Source organism: Aphanizomenon flos-aquae FACHB-1287 (assembly GCF_014698755.1).
Lineage (GTDB): Bacteria > Cyanobacteriota > Cyanobacteriia > Cyanobacteriales > Nostocaceae > Dolichospermum > Dolichospermum flosaquae.
In genome coordinates, this window is the sequence record NZ_JACJTO010000007.1 from 47,745 (window position 1) to 67,109 (window position 19,365).

The window sequence follows — 19,365 nt, forward strand, 5'->3', positions numbered from 1 at the left end:
ACATAATTCTAGAATTACAGCAGTTTGTAACTGTCTGTATTCGTTATATATGTATTACTTGGAAATTAAAGGCAATACTTTTTATATTTGGAAATTAATAATAAATACTGAATTTTTATGCTTTAATGGAACATCAAACTTCTAACTATTGCTGCATATAAGTTAGTCATTTGACAAGACATTATAATTCAGATATTCAATTACCAAATATCAAAGTATTTATTTCAATTCAATTACATCTATTTATATTACGCTGCAATAGGCGTAAAATTTGTTCACTACCATCCAGATGTAATTGTTGAATTATTCATTAAATTTCCCAGTAAGTACAATCACTTCAAATTAAGGGGGAGTGTCTCCAACTTCCGCCATCACATTAAAATTAATCATCGGAGCAAACAAATAAATACTTCCCCGATTACTATAACGGCTTACTTGCAGCCAATTTTTAGAATCTGCCGCTGTTGTAATCATAGTATGTCAATAAAATTTACTTATGCACTCTTCTTATAAAACGACTTGATAGTGACATAAATAATGTCCTTCTACTATCATAAAAGAAAGTTGCAAAAAAAAATATAAAGTAATAATAAAGTTTCTACATAAATTATGAAGATTTAAAAGTCAACATTATTTTATACTTAGTACAAGTAAAGCCTGTATACTCTATAGGACATAAGTATAAATAATAATTACGAAAAAATGAGGTATTGATTATTGCTGTAGTTTGGGATTTATTAGCCCAATTTAATCTAATTAAAAGTAAAAACTGTATCTATAATTACAACTTTAATTTTCCAAAATATACCTTTCATTACAGCTTTAAAAAAGAATTATAGCGAGAATGGGATCTAAAGAAATGATTGTTTATTTATTTGCTCTTGTGAAATAATGGTAGCTATCTCAGAGAACATTCAGAACCGATTAACTATACAAACTGTAGAAATTGCCCCTAACACCACTGCGATTCGTTCTCTTGATTGGGATCGTGATCGTTTTGATATTGAATTTGGTTTACAAAATGGTACGACCTATAATTCATATTTAATTAGAGGTGAACAAACAGTTTTAATTGATACTTCTCACCAAAAGTTTCGTGATCTTTATTTAGATACTCTCAAGAGTTTAGTTAATCCTAAAACTATTGATTATATAATTGTTAGTCATACTGAACCTGATCATAGTGGTTTGGTAGAAGATGTTTTACAGTTAGCTCCTAGAGCCACTGTTTTAGCTTCTAAAGTAGCTTTACAATTTTTAGAAGGTTTAGTACATGAACCTTTTTCTAAGCGAATTGTCAAAAGTGGCGATCGCATTAAAATAGGTCAAGATCATGAAATGGAATTTGTCAGTGCGCCCAATTTACACTGGCCAGATACTATTTTTAGCTTTGATCGTCGAACCCAAATTCTCTACACTTGTGATGCGTTCGGAATGCACTTTTGTGATGATCGCACTTTCGACGAAGATCTAGAAGCAATTGAAGCTGATTTCCGCTTTTATTATGATTGTTTAATGGGTCCAAATGCTCGTTCTTTGTTAAATGCAATGAAGAGAATGGGTGAACTTGGTAAAATTAAAATTATTGCTAATGGACACGGACCATTACTACATCATAACCTCGATATTCTGACTGAATATTATCACAATTGGAGTCAAAAACAAACGAAAACAGAAACTACTGTTGGTTTATTTTATGTCTCTGGTTATGGATATAGCGATCGCTTAGGACACGCAATTGGTGATGGTTTACAAAAGGCTGGTGTGGGTGTGGAAGTATTAGATCTCAGCACCGCAGAAAGCCAAGAAATTCAAGAATTAGCCGGTCGAGCATCTGGTTTAATTGTGGGTATGCCTTCTACTAGTGCAGTTAAAGCACAAGCCGCAATTAGTTCTCTATTAGCTGTTGTCAAAAACAAACAAGTAGTTGGTTTATTTGAATCCTATGGAGGAAATGATGAACCTATTGATACTCTCAGACGCAAGTTTATCGACTTAGGAATTAAAGAAGCTTTCTCTGCTATTCGTATTAAAGAAACTCCTACAGATTTCACCTATCAACAATTTACAGAAGCCGGGATTGCTTTAGGACAATTATTAGTGCGGGAACGCAATATTAAACAAATCAAATCTCTCGACGTGAACATGGAAAAAGCGTTGGGAAGAATTAGTAATGGTTTGTATATTGTTACTGCAAAAAAAGGCGATATTAGTGGTGCAATGATTGCTTCTTGGGTAACACAAGCCAGTCTACAACCTTTAGGTTTTACCATTGCTGTAGCTAAAGATCGGGCTTTAGATAATTTATTACAATTAGGCGATCGCTTTGTTCTCAATGTTCTTGAAGAAGGAAATTATCAAGACCTGAAAAAGCATTTTCTCAAACGTTTAAATCCCGATGTTGATAGATTTGCAGAAGTAAAAACCCAAATTGCTAAAAACGGTTCACCGATTCTTACCGACGCTCTCGCATACATGGAATGTGAAGTAGTTAATAGTATGGAATGTAGTGATCATTGGATTTTATACTGCACAATTGCAGATGGAAAAGTTTCTAAACCAGATGGTATTACCGCAGTTCGTCATCGCAAAGTCGGGAATTATTATTAATTGGTGATTGGTGATTGGTGATTGGTGATTGGTACTTGGTGATTGGTGATTGGTGATTACTCCCTTCTCTACCTATTACCTATTACCTATTACCCATTACCCATTACCCATTACCCATTACCCATTACCCATTACCTATTCCCTAATTATTAACTAACCATCTTTCATAATAACTATGACACTTCCAGATTCATTCTCTAACGCTGTTGAATCAGCTAAAAATTGGGTTTCTCAAGTTTTTTCTTCCCAACAAATATCTATGAGCAATTCCCGACCCAGAGACGTACAGATATTACCGATTGCTACTAATACAAAAGTGATGAGATCGCGTAGCAAATCACGTCTTCGATTTGAAATTGAATATGCTTTAGAAAGGGGAACTACTTCTAATAGTTATTTAATAGAGGCCGATAAAACTGTTATAACAGACCCTCCAGCGGAAGGATTTACAGAAATTTATCTAGAAGCATTACAGAAAACTATTAATGTTCAAAAGTTGGATTATGTGATTTTGGGACATTTTAACCCCAATCGCATTCCCACTTTAAAAGCAATTTTAGCACTAGCGCCACAAATCACTTTTGTTTGTTCTCTTCCTGCTGCGAATAATTTACGCGTTGCTTTCACAGACCAAGATATCAAAGTATTAGTTATGCGGGGGAAGGAAACCCTAGATTTAGGTAAAGGTCATATTTTGAAATTCTTACCTACTCCTAGTCCGCGTTGGCCGGAAGCACTTTGTACTTATGACCAACAAACCCAAATTCTCTTTACAGATAAACTTTTTGGCGCACATATCTGTGGTGAAGAAGTATTTGATGATCATTGGGAAACTTTCAAAGAAGACCAACGTTATTACTTTAATTGCCTCATGGCTCCTCATGCAACCCATGTTGAGTCAACTTTGGAAAAGATCTCTGATTTACAGGTGAGAATGTATGCTGTCGGTCATGGACCCTTGGTACGCACTAGTTTAATCGAACTAACTAAATTATACAGTGAGTGGAGTCGCGCTCAAAAAGATCGAGAAATATCCGTAGCGCTACTTTACGCTTCCGCCTATGGTAACACCGCTACCCTTGCACAAGCCATGGCTTTAGGATTAACTAAAGGAGGTGTTGCGGTGAAATCTGTAAACTGTGAATTTGCTTCTGCTGAGGAAATCCGCACCAGTTTGGAACAAGCAGACGGTTTTATCATTGGGACTCCCACTATCGGTGGTCACGCACCCACACCTATTCATACCGCTTTAGGAATTGTTCTTTCTACGGGTGATAATACTAAACCTGCGGGAGTATTTGGTTCTTATGGTTGGAGTGGTGAAGCTTTAGACTTGGTAGAATGTAAACTCCGAGACGCGGGTTATCGTTTTGGTTTTGATACCTTGAAAGTCAAATTTAAACCAGATGAAGTAACTCTTAAATATTGCGAAGAGGTCGGTACAGACTTTGCTCAAAGTTTGCGAAAAGCCAAAAAAGTGCGTGTTCCTCAACAAGCCGCAACTCCCACAGAACAAGCTGTAGGCCGGATTATTGGTTCTATCTGTGTAATTACCGCCAAACAAGGAGAATTTTCTACCGGGATGATGGGAGCTTGGGTGTCTCAGGCTACTTTTAATCCACCGGGAATTACTGTAGCGATCGCCAAAGATCGCGCGGTTGAATCTTTATTGTATCCTGGTGGTAAATTTGTCCTCAATATTCTTCCTGAGGGTATTCACTTGGAATATATGAAACATTTCCGCAAGAGTTTCCAACCGGGAGAAGATAGATTTGCTAATTTTCCGAGAATAGAAGCGGACAATGGTTGTACAGTTTTGACAGAAGCTTGTGCATATCTAGAATGTTTAGTACAGCAGCGTCTAGAATGCGGTGATCATTGGGTAATATACGCAATTGTAGATAATGGTAAATTACTTAAACCTGATGCTGTGACTGCAATTAACCACCGGAAAACAGGCTCATATTATTAAGGATACATCAAGCGATCGCAAATTAGTAAAAATGCGATTGCTTTCTTTTTACATGGATTGACTCAAGAATAAAAATCCTACTTGTAATAACCCAACTACAAACCCTAAAACACCACCTAAAGTAACAATTGCTTGTAATTCATTTTTGACAATTCCCTCAATTGCTGCTTCTAATTCAGCGGGGGAAGTGGCTTTTACTCGTTCTACAATCACTTGATCTATAGATAAAATTGGAATTGCTTGAGCGACAATCATTTCTAAATCTTTTTCTAAATACTTCTCTAAAATTAATGCTAAATCCCGCGCAACAACTTCTAAGGAAGTATTAACCACAGTTGAACTACTTAACCGATTTAGTAATACAATGGAAATTCTTTCCCAATCAGCAGATTTTGTTAATTCTTTGAGCAAACTACTACCACTATTTTGTAGATATTGACGCACACTATCTCTAATAGTTTTTCGCAGTTGACGCACAGTACCAACTGGGAGATTTTGCAAAGATAAATTTTGTAATAATTCTTTCAAGCGATCGCGCATTTTTAGTTCTTTAATTAACTCTTGTAATCTTTGATTACTTGCTTCTTTTTCATCTAGACAAAATGTCCGCAACCGAGTTAGAGTATTCTTTAAACCAAACAAATTTGCAACTACCCAATAAGTACCACTGGTTTTTTCTCGAAAGCTTTCATCAATAGTTTGAATTGTCCGATCTGTTAGAAAATCAATTATAATTTGTCGTAATTTATCTGGAGGTAAAATTGCCTCTAATAACCAATCAGCTAACCGATTAGATTGTTCTTGAGTTAGTTGAAACTCTAGCAATATCTGATCAAATATTTGATTAATTTGTGTTTCTAAAAATGTCTCCTGTCGCGCTAAAACTTTCAAGAGACGGGGTAAGGACTCACCTAATAAATCCCGCAAAATCCCTGCCAAAATTTTAGTGCTACGAGGGTTTTTATCACCTTTGACTTGATCAACTACTAGACGTAATAACCAGAAAATTCCTCCTTGCATTCGTTCAGGTTGTAGGAGTTTCCGCGCCAGATTTTGCATTTCTTCTGGAGTCAGTAACGATTTCATAATCGCATTAGCAATATTCTGTCCTAACCGTTCCTGATTACTAGGAATTAAACCAGGAGTAAACGGTACTTTTCGTCCAAAAATATAAAGAACTTTGTAGGGACGAAATAACATTTTTATGGCTATATCGTTTGTGTAATAGCCAATTAATCCACCTAGAATTGGAGGTGATATATATAATAAAATTCGAGACAAATCCACAGGCTTTTGGATTGGTTAATGGGTAATTTGTAATTCGTAATTCGTAATTGTCATGGGTGAAATCAGGGATATCAAAAAAATTTTTATTTTGTTTATATCCTCGTTGAAATCACTAATCACTGTTCCGACTTTCGGTTAAATATCCGCTGATATTCATAGTGAAAGACAATTACTAATCACCTAATTACTACTAATACTCCCATCATATCGTTAGCAATGGGATAGTGTGTAACATCCACAAAACCAGCTTGACACGCTAACTCTATTTGCTCCTTCCCACTGGGAAAACGGTCTAAACTAGGGCTAATATAAGCATATTCATCTTTTAAGCCTAGATTGGTAGCGATGGGAACTACAAGATTATCTAAATACCATTGTTGCACAGCGCGGAACTGTTGATTACTAGGACGATGAAAGTCCAAAATTGCAGCTTTTGCTCCTGGTTTGAGAACACGGTGTATTTCTTGCAGACTACGAGGAATATCTTTAACATTTCTTAATCCATAGCCCATAGTCGCTGCATCAAAATAATTATCATCAAAGGGTAAATTTAGTACATCTGCTTCTATCCAGCTAATAGGCGGTTGGGGATGGTGATTTTTGCAGCGTTCTTGAGCAGTATCCAATAAGTTGGCTGAAAAATCAACCCCATAAATTTGCCCTGTCATTCCTACATGACGTGCTAACCGAAAAGTTAAATCACCACTACCGCAGCATAAATCTAAGCTAGTATCACCAAGTTTGACCCCACTCCATTTGACTGTCATTTCTTTCCAAATTCGATGTTGTCCTAAACTTAAGCGGTCATTGAGTTGGTCATAAACAGGAGCAATACGGTTAAATATAGTGCGAACTTCGTTACTCATTTTTTAGGGAATAGGGAATAAATTAGTCTGTACTAGCTATTAAAATTTATTGGCAGGTTAAATCATAATTTTGACATAAATTGATCAGTTTTCCTTGAATCGGCTATGCTATCAGCAGCAACTTTCCTATAAACCCAAGATATAAAGACACATATATTTTTCAAATGTATGAATGGACACTTATAATTACTGGTTGCAAATTTCTGGGATTTGGTATTGCGATCGCTCCCCAAATTTCGCTACAATATCAAGGCTGTGGGTATGTTCAAAGTCGCTGAGGATCAAGCTACACTTTTATGAGCCACCCTGTGACACCCCAATAACTAAGATTTTACAAAGAAAAGCGAAAAAAAATGGCGAAACGTGTGCAATTAGTTTTAACAAAAGATGTGAACAAGCTAGGAAAACTCGGCGACCTAGTAGAAGTAGCCCCCGGTTATGCTCGTAATTACCTGATTCCCCAAAGTTTAGCTGCTCGTGCTACACCTGGTCTACTCAAACAAGTAGAACGACGACGGGAGAAGGAATATCAAAGACAATTAGAGCTTAAACAACAAGCAACAGAGCAGAAAACAGCTTTAGAAAATATTGCTGGTTTAAAAATTGCCAAGCAAGTTGGTGAAAATGAAGCTATTTTCGGTACTGTTACGACCCAAGATGTCGCAGATGCAATTCAAGCCGCAGCTAGTCTAGAAATAGATCGTCGTGGAATCACCATTCCCGATATTGGCAAATTGGGTACTTACAAAGCTGAAATTAAACTCCATGCTGAAGTAACAGCAGTCATTAATATTGAAGTCGTCTCTAACTAACGGTGACTTAATTAATCACCACAGATGGTATATCTGTGGTTATCAATTGGATAATTAGGTAAAATCCAAAAGCACCACGATTTCTAATTTTATGGCTGAAGGACTAAGTTTTCAAAGTGATGGTAGTAATCGTCTACCACCTCAAAACATCGAGGCAGAAGAAGCGATTTTAGGAGGTATTCTACTAGATCCAGAGGCAATTGGTCGAGTCAGCGATCGCCTAGTTCCCGAAGCTTTTTATATTAGTGCCCATACAACTATCTATCAAGCTGCCCTCCGTCTGCATATCCAGCAAAAACCGACTGATTTACTTTCCATTACTAGTTGGTTGACGGATAATGATCAATTAACGCAAATTGGTGGTAGAAATAAATTAGCAACATTAGTAGAACGCACGGTTTCAGCGGTAAATATTGATGCCTTGGCAGGGTTAGTGATGGAAAAATACCTGCGACGACAATTAATTAAAGCAGGTAATGAAATTGTCCATCTTGGTTTTGAAACAGAAACGGAATTACCAATAGTTCTGGACAATGCTGAACAAAAAGTTTTTAACGTCACTCAACAAAAAACCCAATCAGGATTAGTTCATATTGGTGACACCTTAACTAATACTTATGAAGACATAGAAACTCGTCATCAAGGTATCGCATTACCGGGAATACCCTGTGGTTTTTACGATTTAGATGCTATGACCAGCGGTTTTCAGCGTTCTGATTTAATTATCATCGCTGGCAGACCGTCAATGGGCAAGACGGCGTTTTGCTTAAATCTAGCTCATAATATTGCAGCGGGCTATCAATTACCAGTTGCGGTTTTTAGTTTAGAAATGTCTAAAGAACAGCTAGTACAAAGACTATTAGCGAGTGAAGCCGGAATTGAAAGTAGTTATTTAAGAAGTGGTCGCATTAGTCAAACTCAATGGGACCCATTACTTCGCGCTATTAATAGGCTTTCAGAAACCCCTATTTTTATTGATGATACGTCAAATATTACAGTCACACAAATGCGAAGTCAAGCGCGACGACTGCAAGCCGAACAAAGTAAAAACTTAGGATTAATAGTAATTGATTACTTGCAATTAATGGAAGGTAGTAGTGATAATCGTGTGCAAGAATTATCGAGAATTACCCGTTCTTTAAAAGGTTTAGCAAGAGAATTATCTGTACCAATAATTGCGTTATCACAGTTAAGTCGTGGTGTGGAAGCAAGAACTAATAAACGCCCAATGTTATCTGATTTGAGAGAATCAGGTTCAATCGAACAAGATGCGGATATAGTTATGATGTTATATCGTGATGAATATTATTCACCAGATACTCCAGATAGAGGAATTGCAGAAGTAATAATCGCTAAACATCGCAATGGACCAACAGGAACAATTAAACTATTATTTGATCCACAATTTACAAAATTCAAAAATCTCGCTAAACCAAACAATAATTGGTAAGTAATATGTTCAATAAAAATTATTTCCGCTTGATTTTACTATTTATCTCTATTAATATTGGTAGTATTCAAGAAATAGCTAAAGCACAAACAGTTACTCCCGAAATTACTACTACCAAACAAGTTTGTCCCGCTCAATTACCAGCAGCTATTAATAATATTATTAATCGTCCCCAATTTAGTCGAGGGCGTTGGGGTATTTTAGTTAAACTATTATCATCAGAAAATATTCTTTATAGTCAAGATAGCCAAAAATATTTTATTCCCGCTTCTAACATGAAGCTATTTACAACAGCAGCAGCATTACAACAATTAGGGGCAGATTTTCGGATTCGTACCTCTATTTATGATGAAGGTAATGGTGTTTTGCGTGTAGTAGGTAGGGGAGATCCTAGTTTTAAAAATTCCCAATTAACAATATTAGCAAAACAACTATATCAACAAGGAATTAGACAAATTAATCAGTTAATTTTTGATGATAGTTATTTTCAAGGTGAGGTAGTTAATTCCAGTTGGGAATGGGAAGATATACAAGCTGATTATGGTGCACCTATTCACAGTTTTATTCTCAATGAAAATGCTACTATACTAACTTTTTCCCCCCAAACTATCGGTAAACCATTACAACTAAAATGGACCGAACCAACAGAAGCATATCGGTGGAAAATTACAAATAATTCTGTCACAACTCAAACAAATGAACCCGGTTTTGTAGAAGTAAATCGTGACTTAAAAGGACAAACTCTGCGAATTAAAGGACAATTAGCTGTAAATTCTCAACCAGAAATTATAGGTTTAGCTGTATTTGATCCAATTGCCAATTTTATCAGCCAATTTCGTCAGAATTTAGATAGAGAGGGAATCACTGTTAAAGAAACTAGAAATAATAATCTTAGTCAAAATAAACAAGAAAAAGAAATAGCCGCAATAGAATCTCCACCTTTATCGGAACTATTGATAGAGACAAATGTAAATAGTAATAATTTGTATGCTGAGACTTTGCTCAGGAGTTTAGCTATTAAAAAACCAGGAGAAAAAAATCAAAATACCGCTGTTATTGGCTTAGAAATTATCAGAGAAACTTTGACTCAATTAGGAGTTGAACCAGAAGGTTATATAATTGTAGATGGTTCTGGTTTATCCCGGAAAAATTTAATGACTCCAGCCACATTGGTACAACTTTTACAAGGAATTGCTAAATCACCCCAAGCAGAAGTTTTTCGGGCTTCTTTACCTATTTCTGGTATGAAAGGTAGTCTAAAAAATCGGTTTATTAATACTGCTGCTGCGGGAATTGTGCAAGGAAAAACAGGTTCAATGACAGGAATTTCTGCTTTGTCTGGATATATAAATGCACCTAATTATGAGCCGTTGGTTTTTAGTATTATGGTAAACCAATCTACACAACCTGGTAAAGTTATGAGAACAGCAATAGATGAAATTGTAGTTTTATTAGCGCAGTTGAAGCGATGTTAAAATAATAAGTAATATAGAAATATAGACAACTGACAATTGACAACTGACAACTGACAACTGACAACTGACAACTGACAACTGACAACTGACAACTGACAACTGACAATTGACAACTGACAACTGACAACTGACCATTGACAACTCTATGAACCTACAGGCATGATTAATCACACCTGTAGATTAACTACTGATTGGATAAATGTTCCAATTGCATCCTCTGTTCCATTTGTCGGAGAAAATAACCCGTCATCATTGCGGATGCTAATAATCCCGCCAGATTATCTCTGTCTGTTGTAATTTGTACATTAAAATGTTCCGTCGGTATCACCCCCACTAGTCCTTGGACATTTTGGGAAATGATTTGCTTAATTTCGGGGCTGACAGCTTGGGCGACACGGGCTAAAACTTCAGGAGATTGATGCTGTAAATATTTAAGTAATTGATTTGGGTTTTCCCCAAGATGATCATTCAGAAGTTGATTAGGGTGTTGCTCAGAGTCGTCATCTAAAAAGTCAGGATCAAACACCATTGGCAATTTATATGAATTTAACTGCTAGTTCTACTTTAAACCATATTACTAGACTAGCGTATTTTCTACGAGAAATAGGCAAAAGGCAAGGAATAATAGTTTTTTAATTTTTAATTGTTTTTTCTAACTCCACTTCTGGTTGTTGTTCTTTTTCAGGAGTTGTCAGAATTTGCGGAAGTTCTTCAATTTGAAAATACTGATGAAATTTTGGTGTGATTTGCAGGGTAAATGAACGAGAATCACCCTCCCGGCGTTTGCGGATAAAACCGGATTCTACTAATTCTTGAACGTGCTGATAAGCACCAGAGCCTCGTAGATTAATCAATTCGCTTTGTAATATAGGGTTATGAAGGGCGATCGCTGCTAATGTCCGTAAAGCACCTACACCAAATTCTACAGGTATCAGAGCTTGAACTAAATCATGAAAATCTGAGCGTAGTTGTAAACTATAACCATGTTCAGTTTCTATGACCTCTAAAGCAGTATCTCGACGGGCATAATTTTCCATTAGTTCGATAATTCCCTCTTCTGCTATTAAGCGATCGCACTTCGCATATTCAGCAATCTCGCTGATAGATAAAGGCTTCCCCTTTAAGTAAAGAATCGCTTCTATTTTCGCTGCTATGGGTATATTCTTGAGCATTCAAAAGTTTAAACTTGAGTTTGGTTATTGAGAAAACAATTCTCCCCTACTTTCTGATCCCTACTATTCCCTAGAACTAAGTATAAATTCTGCCATTGCTAAATCCTGAGGAGTGGTAATTTTCAAATTAGTTTCTTCTCCTGGAACTATTCGTACTTCAATACCACATTTTTCAAATAAAGCCGCATCATCAGTTACTTCCCAACCTTGACGGATACCTTCATCATGACACTGTTTCAACAATTTGACATCGAACCCTTGGGGAGTTTGAGCAGCCCAAAGTTGTTGACGATCTGGTGTGTTTTTAATTACGCCGTTGTCCTTAACCACTTTAATAGTATCTTTAACAGGTACAGCCGCAATTAAGCCAAAACAATCAATAATTGCTTCCGAACAAGCATTTAATAAATTTGGTGTTGCCAAACAACGAGCACCATCATGAATTAATACCCGTTTCGCATGACTTGGCAATGCTTGTAAACCATTGTAAACTGATTCTTGACGAGTAGAACCACCAGAAATTAATTCTATTGTTTTTTTCAGCCTTAAGTCAGCGATAATGGACTTAAAATCGTCCCAATCAGGAGGTTGAGAAACAATTCCTATCCAACTAATAGAACTTGCGGCTTCTGCTGCTAACAAAGTCCAAGCAATCAAAGGTTTTGAGCGTATCTGTAATAGAAGTTTATTACGGTCAGCACCCATTCTCTTGCCACTTCCGGCCGCGGGAATTAGTAAATACACAACTTTCCTTAATCTTCAAATAAATAAATTTAAAATGCCTATCAGCAGAACTGTACACAAAAAACGGCTAATTTTTAGATTTTGGCCAGACTTGCACCCCTACCTCCTAACTCCTAATTTTCAATACCTATATTCTCCTAAAATATAAAACAATAAGCGTTAATAGCGTTAATAAATATTATGTATGTAGTCGCCCTTGTACCTGGTTCAATTGATAACCAAATTCTTTTTTTTGCCACCCTTGATGATCTGAAGCGTTATTACCCCCACGCGCAGATAGATGTGATTGTAGAACCTCGGTCAAAGGCTGCTTACCGAGTCAGCAAGTCAGTTCATGATGTATTAACCTTTGATTACAAAGATCGTAATAGTTTAGCTGATTGGAGTAACTTAGTTGGCATGATCCGAGATCGTGAGTATGATATTGCTATTGTTGTCGGACAAAGTTGGTTAATAGGCTTATTGATCTGGTTAACAGGAATCCCTACACGCATTGGCTATCAAGGACAAGGTGCAGTTTTTCTCACTAACCCCATTACGCCTAAGCTATCTGAATATGTAGCGAAAATGTACCATGACTTACTCAAACCTTTAAAAATTGATACTCCTTGTCCAGCATTATCAGTTAATGTGCCTAAAATAGATCTTGAATGGGCGCGAGGAGAACAGAAACGCTTAGGAGTGAATGAAACAGGTTTTATTCTCATTAATGCTGGTGGAATTACTTTAGATACAACCTATCCCGGAGAAAGTTGGCAACAAATCATTGTTGCTTGTCAAGAAAAACAACCAGATTTACCTGTTGTTGTCATTAAAGAAGCCAAAAATGAGCCTTTAGTAAGATCGCTTTTAGAGCATTGTCACAATATTAAGGTTACTTCCCCCGACGATATTGGCAAATTAACTGCCATGATTGGTGGTGCTAGTTTAATGTTGTCTGTGGAAAATAGCCTCCTTCAATTGAGTATAGCTGTAGAAACATATACTATTGCTCTCCTAAATTGTACGGAGGCAGAAAAGTTATTACCGACAAGTGATAAAGTCTTAACTATTACTTCAAATACTGGAAAGGTAGCAGATATTTCACCACAAACAGTATTAGAAAAAATCTGGGGAGGCTGAGTATCAATTGTAGATTTTGGATTTTAGATTTTAGATTCAAAATCCAAAATCATCCAGTATAATTCAGGAATAAAAAGTCAGTAATTTCACTTTTAAAAGTATGATCTTTTTGTTCCCTATTCCCTTTAAGAATTGCTTTTTTCAATCATGTCAAAGAAAGCATCATCTAATTCATAACCCATAATTTGGGCTAGGGATTTGAGTCTAGAGGGACTAGCAATATTTTGTTTTTGCAACCAATCACTTAAAATAAAGATCTTATGCATCAAAAATATTTCTAAGGCTTCGGGATTATATTGGACACCTTCTTTAGAACTAAACTGATGAGGTATTAACATAGCTGCGTACCGAGCTAATTCTCCCGCTTTCCAGTCTAGTAAAAAAGGCAACCAGGGATATTTACTATCAAGACGTATGAACCAGAGTCTTACTTCTGGAATTTCCGATAGTTCTCGTGGGTCATTTGCTTCCCGTTCATAATTAATTTCTAGTCGCAGTTGCTGTTCATGGGAGGAAATGCTTCCTTCTTGTAGCAGTGGTTCAATCACCATTAAGGCTGGTGATATATCTAAACTATAAATAAAGTCGTTGTTGAGGGTGATTGTGATTGTCATGGACTATTGGCTGCTTACTTACTCAACAGTGTTGAGAATTAACAGTAGCAGTTTTTTAAACTCTTTAGGTAGATATTTACAAGAATTTTAAGATAAAGTTGTAATGACTTTGTTATAAGCATGGGAGATATAAAAATTTTCTTGAATTTGAAGAGCAGCAAGTTTTACGGTAAGGATATTTTGATTTGATTTGTCACTGATTCCTGAAATTCATAAACCGAAATATGTACAAGCAAGCGAGTTATAGTAAGCCTATTCGTTCCTTACAAGATGCTTTAGATAGGTGTCAAAATTTAGGAATGCGTGTCAGTCGTCAGCGGCGCTTTGTTTTGGAGTTGCTTTGGCAAGTAAAGGAACATCTTTCTGCTAGAGAGATTTATGATCGTCTTAATCAGAAAGGAAAAGTGATTGGACATACTTCAGTTTATCAAAATTTAGAAGCTTTATCTAGTCAAAGTATTATTGAGTGTATTGAACATGGTGATGGACGATTATACGGAAATAATAGTGATTCCCATAGTCATGTTAACTGTATAGATACAAATCAAATTTTAGATGTGCATATAGAATTACCTGAGGATTTGTTGCGTCAAGTGGAAGCGCAAACGGGGATAAAGATTTCTGAATATAGTATTAATTTTTATGGTTATCGTCATAAACCAAGTGATTAAGACTGCAAAATTAAAAATAACCTAAAAAATTAGGAATTAACTCTCTTGTAAAAATGAGCGATCGCCTTTTACAATTTTTATTAATTGATCCAGATCCAATTTTTCGGTTGGGACTGAAAGTAACCCTGGAAGCTATTCCTAATTTACAGGTAATAGCAGACGTGCCCACAGCAACCGCTGCTTTACAGGTTTTAGGGGAAATGGTGGTAGGAAATGATCAGCCAATTCAATTAATTATCTTAGAATTGGATTATGAGCAACTGGGATTAAAATTCTGTGGACAATTAAAAGCTTTATATCCCCACATACCTATATTACTTTTGAGTTCCAAATCTCAACCGGAACTGCTCATAGCTGCAAAAGCAGCAGGAATAAATGGTTATTGTTCTAAAGGTATATCAATTTCTGAATTAGTCCCCATTCTTCAAGAAGTAGCTAATGGTGGTTATTATTGGGTTACAGATTTGGTAATTGTCAATGCTTCTTTACCGTTTTTTAAGTTGCGAAATAATTTACAAATTTCAGGTATTAATGATATTGATCAGGCTCTTTATCAAGTCACAAAACAATTACAATTACCGGGAATAACCCTATTGAGTAAAGCAATTTTAGCCGGACAACGACGGGAACTTTTAGCATCTCGTTGGATTGTTAATCACCTATTAACACTACCGAAAGAAAGACAAAAACCATCACCAGAAAATAAATTATCATCCGTAAATACTTCTCCCAATCAGGCTATTATCAAATCAGATACACAACCATTAATAAATAAATCTCCTTTAGTTAGTTCTCAACAATTGCAATCAGAATTATTGATTTTATGTTTAAATAAACTACAATTTCCTTTAGATAATTTGACTAATACACCTTTAGAAATTGATATTTTGCAAGAAAATAAAAAGCGAGAGTTACTTTATATTATTCTGCGGAAATTTTTTCAGCAGTTGGAAGAAATCCGCGCTTTCAATTTTGATAAAAATCAGTTATTCAATTTACAAAGTCAGATTTTACTAGATTTATGGCAATTTACTATTACGGAGTTTTTTGGTAATTATTCTCGGATTATTTTAGATAAACAAGAAATCAGTTTAGTTAAATTTTTATTAGATAAAACCACAGATTTACAAACAGAAATCATCAATAAAGTTCCGTTGTTATTTGAATTATTGTCTCATTTACTATTACTAACAGATTTATATATTGATAATATTTCCTATCCAGTAGGAACTAAAGAATCTGAATCTCAAGCATTATTAATTTTAGAAAATTTATTGATTGATATGGCTAATGCTGTAATTCAACCATTACTAAATAATTTAGCAGACGAGGAAAGCATTAAACAAAATTTTTATCATCGACAAATGATCTCTACTAGAGAAATTGAGAAATTTAGAAATAACTTATCTTGGAAATACCAATTACGTCAATATGTAACTGAAGCGCAAACAATTTTTGAAAGTCGTTATGAGTTATTTATTTTCGCACCTCGTGGGATTACTAAAATTTCTATTTACGCACCTCGCAACCAAGAATTATTCCAACTTTCTGGTATTCCTCTAGGAGTAACATTAATACTAGAATTTCGAGATGCTATTTCCCCGCGTATACAATCATTAGTAGGGTTTTTAGGAACAGGAATTGTTTTTGTTCTTACCCAGGTAATTGGCCGGGGTCTAGGTTTGGTTGGGAGGGGGATTTTACAAGGAATTGGTAGTGTTTCTTTCACGGACAAGGGACAACGGAAGAATTGATATAGCAATTCCCAAGCTCAAGAAATACAACCCTCCCATGAACTTTAGGAGAGTTAATTTTGTATCTCACTAGAGAGGGAAAGGTTATAAATTCCAATCACGACGATAATTAAAGAAACTGAGTAACAATTCTTGGAAAACACGACTTTTATTAATTTTGTGTCTATACCATTCTCCGGCTGTTTCTTGGAGAATTTCCGATAAACTGGGATAAATAGGAGATAATTTTGCTAAATGATGAACTTTAATATTTTGTGATATTGCTAAACCAATTATATTTATTAATTCCCCTGCTTCTATTCCTAATATAGAACATCCTAGAATTGTTCCATTTTCTAAAACTATTAATTTACAAATACCTGTAATTTGTCCTTGGATTTGTGCGGCTGTAGCTGTTTTAAAATATTGCTTGAAAACTAAAACTTGATTTTGAGAATATCGTTTTTTGGCTTTGATTTCTGTTAAACCAATTTGTGCTACCATTGGTCGAGAAGATATTCCCCAAGGAACAGATTGATAATTAACTTTCAGTCTAGGAAAAAATAGGGCATTTTCTACAGCAATATTAGCTTCATAATTACCAATATTCTGAATATTATAACCTCCTAGCACATCACCACAAGCGTAAATGCGATGATTTGTAGTTTGTAATTTTTGATTGACAACTAAGCGCTGTTGATGATATTTTACTCCCACTGCTGGTAAATTCAGATATTCTAAATTTGGCTGTTGTCCAGTAGCAATGAAAATTTCATCGGTTTCAATAGCTTGATTTCCAGCTTGTACCCATTTTTTATTGTCTATTTGTCGTACTTGTGTGACTTGAGTTTGTGTTAAAATACGCACACCATCAACTTCTAATTGTGCTGTTAGTAATTGGGCTATTTCTACATCAAGATCAGGTAAAATGGTAGAATATTTAACTATTAAGGTAACTTGACAACCAAATCTGGCTAATATTTGGGCGATTTCTATACTTTGAGGAACACCACCCAAAATTACCCAATTTTCTGGTAAGGTAGTTTTTTCTAAATATTTCCAAATATTAGCTAAAGTCAAATATTCAATATTATCTAATCCTGTAATGTTGGGAATAAGGGGACGAGAACCATTAGCAAGTAAATAAGTACGACTATATAGCCGTCTTTCATTAATTGTTAAACTTAATTTAGGAGAAGATTGAAATTGACTATTACCAATAATAATATCAACTCCTTGAGCAGCTAAATGATGAAGAGAATTGATTGTATCAAGATTTTTTGACACCGCACCTGCATAGAATAATCCTTTTTTCCAGTTAAGATCTGCTGTATTTAATTTAATATTTATTTGGTGAATTCCTAGATTTGCTAAATTAGAATATTTTTGAGTAATTTGACTAATTTCACTTAGTGTATATTGATAATTTAAATCATATTGATGAGAAAAATCCTCACTGACAATTAAGGCAACCTTAGCGTGTAGCCGAGTAGCGGTTAAAGCGGCTTGGTATCCGGCAATACTGCCACCAATAATAACGAGATCGTAATCAATATTGGTCATTAGTCAGTTGTCAGTGGTTCGTGGTCAGTTGTCAGTGGTCAGTTGTTACAGTGGTTTCTGCTCTTATGAGGTATAAAGTTGAATCATCAAACTCTTGTGGTGCGGGCATCTTGCCCGCTAGATATGTACCTCATAACACCAGGAAGTGCTGTATTTTAAATTAAATTAGGTTGTCTCGTAATTTACCAATACTGAACTAAGAGCAGTTAATAGACGTTGATGATCAGATTCAGTACGGACCGCAACGCGAAAATAACGATCGCCTAATTCTTTAAAGCTTAAACAATCACGAATTAAAATTTGGTGTTCCTGAAGTAAAATTCTTTGTAACCGAGAAGTAGATTGTTGAGACTCTACCAATAGGTAGTTAACAGAGCCTTCTAGGGGGGTTAAACCAGGAATTGACGATATACATTGAAATAGTTCTTTTCTAGCGGCTGGTAGCCATTTCCAACTGCGAGTTTGAAATTCTGTATCTTGGAGAGCAGCAATGGCAGCGGCTGCGGCTAAAGTATTGACAGGCCAGGGATCTCGCCATGATTTCCATTTTGCCAATCGGTCGGGGTGGGCGATAGCATATCCTAATCTTAACCCTGGTAGACTGTAAAATTTGGTGAGCGATCTTAAAATCACTAAATTCTCATATTCTTGCACCAACCCAATTAGGCTTTGTTCCTCTTCCGGGGGCAAAAAATCCATAAACGCTTCATCTATCACCACCAAAGCAAACTTTTGTAAATACGGTAAAACAGATGCCCGTGAAAATAATTTTCCCGTTGGGTTGTGTGGATTATTCAGGAGTAGGCCAAATTTTGAAGTATCAAGCCTAGAATCTGGAAATAGGGAAATATTCGGTTTTCCTGTGCCTAAATCCACAGGAAACTCCAGAACCCTAGCGTTATCAACCGCAAGAGAGCGGTAATAGTCGCCAAAGGCTGGAGTTAGTAAAACTGTTCCCCCTAATTGCGCCAATTCTCTACCCACCAGAGTTAATAATTCTGCCGAACCATTACCTGGCAAAATCCATGCCGGGAGTAATTGGTGAAAATGACTCAGAGCTAGTCTGAGATCAATATACTCTGGGTCAGGATAATTTCTGAGATTATGCAGTTGGGAGACAATCGCGGCGATAACGCTGTTTGGTGGTCCCAAGGGGCTGATACTGGCAGAAAAATCCACAATAGCATCAGGGGAACAACCAGCCAGTGCTGCTGCCCAAGCTAAATTTCCCCCGTGCGCTTGTTGTGGCATCAAAAATATCTTTCCTATAACTG

General features: G+C 36.0%; 17 protein-coding genes. 8 read left to right on the forward strand and 9 right to left on the reverse strand.

All coding sequences use genetic code 11. The features are described 5' to 3' along the window. Nucleotides 1-342: 342 nt before the first annotated feature. Complete coding sequence (locus H6G44_RS20500) at nt 343-474, reverse strand: hypothetical protein (protein WP_015080175.1); 132 nt, start codon at nt 472-474, stop codon at nt 343-345. A gap of 417 nt (nt 475-891) precedes the next feature. On the opposite strand from H6G44_RS20500, the gene H6G44_RS05185 reads away from it, so the two are divergent. Together H6G44_RS05185 and H6G44_RS05190 are read left to right on the forward strand one after the other, a co-directional pair. Continuing rightward, nucleotides 892-2,610, forward strand: coding sequence for a diflavin flavoprotein (locus tag H6G44_RS05185; protein ID WP_190386289.1), 1,719 nt, complete (start codon nt 892-894; stop codon nt 2,608-2,610). 259 nt (nt 2,611-2,869) lie between these two features. After that, entirely contained in the window at nt 2,870-4,582 is a 1,713-nt protein-coding gene (locus H6G44_RS05190) for a diflavin flavoprotein (protein WP_190386332.1), read from the forward strand. A 48-nt stretch (nt 4,583-4,630) separates the two neighbouring features. On the opposite strand, the gene H6G44_RS05195 is transcribed toward H6G44_RS05190, so the two are convergent. Beyond that, nucleotides 4,631-5,869, reverse strand: coding sequence for a DUF445 domain-containing protein (locus H6G44_RS05195; protein WP_190386288.1), 1,239 nt, complete (start codon nt 5,867-5,869; stop codon nt 4,631-4,633). A gap of 176 nt (nt 5,870-6,045) precedes the next feature. Next, nucleotides 6,046-6,735 carry a bifunctional demethylmenaquinone methyltransferase/2-methoxy-6-polyprenyl-1,4-benzoquinol methylase UbiE gene (gene ubiE / locus H6G44_RS05200; RefSeq protein ID WP_190386287.1) on the reverse strand — a complete coding sequence of 230 codons (690 nt, stop codon included), beginning with the start codon at nt 6,733-6,735 and terminating at the stop codon, nt 6,046-6,048. A 353-nt stretch (nt 6,736-7,088) separates the two neighbouring features. On the opposite strand from ubiE, the gene rplI reads away from it, so the two are divergent. From rplI to dacB, 3 genes are all read left to right on the forward strand, one after another. Next, complete coding sequence (gene rplI / locus H6G44_RS05205; RefSeq protein WP_190386286.1) at nt 7,089-7,547, forward strand: 50S ribosomal protein L9; 459 nt, start codon at nt 7,089-7,091, stop codon at nt 7,545-7,547. Between the two features lie 91 nt (nt 7,548-7,638). Continuing rightward, on the forward strand, nt 7,639-8,997 hold the full coding sequence (gene dnaB, locus H6G44_RS05210) for a replicative DNA helicase (RefSeq protein ID WP_190386285.1): 1,359 nt from the start codon (nt 7,639-7,641) through the stop codon (nt 8,995-8,997). A gap of 5 nt (nt 8,998-9,002) precedes the next feature. Further along, a complete protein-coding gene (gene dacB, locus H6G44_RS05215; RefSeq protein WP_190386284.1) occupies nt 9,003-10,472 on the forward strand; it encodes a D-alanyl-D-alanine carboxypeptidase/D-alanyl-D-alanine endopeptidase in 1,470 nt (489 codons plus the stop codon). Nucleotides 10,473-10,656: 184 nt separating this feature from the next. Here dacB and H6G44_RS05220 read toward each other — a convergent pair whose 3' ends face one another. The 3 genes from H6G44_RS05220 to ispD all read right to left on the reverse strand — a co-directional run bounded on the left by H6G44_RS05220 (nt 10,657) and on the right by ispD (nt 12,388). Next, nucleotides 10,657-11,001: a DUF760 domain-containing protein gene (locus tag H6G44_RS05220; protein ID WP_190386283.1), complete on the reverse strand. Its 345-nt coding sequence runs from the start codon at nt 10,999-11,001 to the stop codon at nt 10,657-10,659. A 103-nt stretch (nt 11,002-11,104) separates the two neighbouring features. Further along, complete coding sequence (gene scpB, locus H6G44_RS05225; RefSeq protein WP_190386282.1) at nt 11,105-11,644, reverse strand: SMC-Scp complex subunit ScpB; 540 nt, start codon at nt 11,642-11,644, stop codon at nt 11,105-11,107. 63 nt (nt 11,645-11,707) lie between these two features. Beyond that, entirely contained in the window at nt 11,708-12,388 is a 681-nt protein-coding gene (gene ispD / locus H6G44_RS05230; protein ID WP_190386281.1) for a 2-C-methyl-D-erythritol 4-phosphate cytidylyltransferase, read from the reverse strand. A gap of 180 nt (nt 12,389-12,568) precedes the next feature. Between ispD and H6G44_RS05235 the strand changes: the two genes are divergently transcribed. Further along, nucleotides 12,569-13,510 (forward strand): glycosyltransferase family 9 protein, encoded by a 942-nt coding sequence (locus tag H6G44_RS05235; protein WP_190386280.1) that lies wholly within the window; start codon nt 12,569-12,571, stop codon nt 13,508-13,510. A 125-nt stretch (nt 13,511-13,635) separates the two neighbouring features. Here the strand turns inward: H6G44_RS05235 and H6G44_RS05240 are convergent, their stop codons facing one another. Beyond that, on the reverse strand, nt 13,636-14,124 hold the full coding sequence (locus H6G44_RS05240; RefSeq protein WP_190386279.1) for a CRR6 family NdhI maturation factor: 489 nt from the start codon (nt 14,122-14,124) through the stop codon (nt 13,636-13,638). A gap of 224 nt (nt 14,125-14,348) precedes the next feature. On the opposite strand from H6G44_RS05240, the gene H6G44_RS05245 reads away from it, so the two are divergent. Beyond that, nucleotides 14,349-14,795: a Fur family transcriptional regulator gene (locus H6G44_RS05245; RefSeq protein WP_190386278.1), complete on the forward strand. Its 447-nt coding sequence runs from the start codon at nt 14,349-14,351 to the stop codon at nt 14,793-14,795. 53 nt (nt 14,796-14,848) lie between these two features. Beyond that, entirely contained in the window at nt 14,849-16,549 is a 1,701-nt protein-coding gene (locus H6G44_RS05250; protein ID WP_190386277.1) for a DUF3685 domain-containing protein, read from the forward strand. Nucleotides 16,550-16,633: 84 nt separating this feature from the next. Here the strand turns inward: H6G44_RS05250 and H6G44_RS05255 are convergent, their stop codons facing one another. Continuing rightward, nucleotides 16,634-18,091 carry a dihydrolipoyl dehydrogenase family protein gene (locus H6G44_RS05255; RefSeq protein ID WP_190386276.1) on the reverse strand — a complete coding sequence of 486 codons (1,458 nt, stop codon included), beginning with the start codon at nt 18,089-18,091 and terminating at the stop codon, nt 16,634-16,636. Between the two features lie 165 nt (nt 18,092-18,256). Further along, a complete protein-coding gene (gene cobD / locus H6G44_RS05260) occupies nt 18,257-19,342 on the reverse strand; it encodes a threonine-phosphate decarboxylase CobD (RefSeq protein ID WP_190386275.1) in 1,086 nt (361 codons plus the stop codon). Nucleotides 19,343-19,365: the final 23 nt, after the last annotated feature.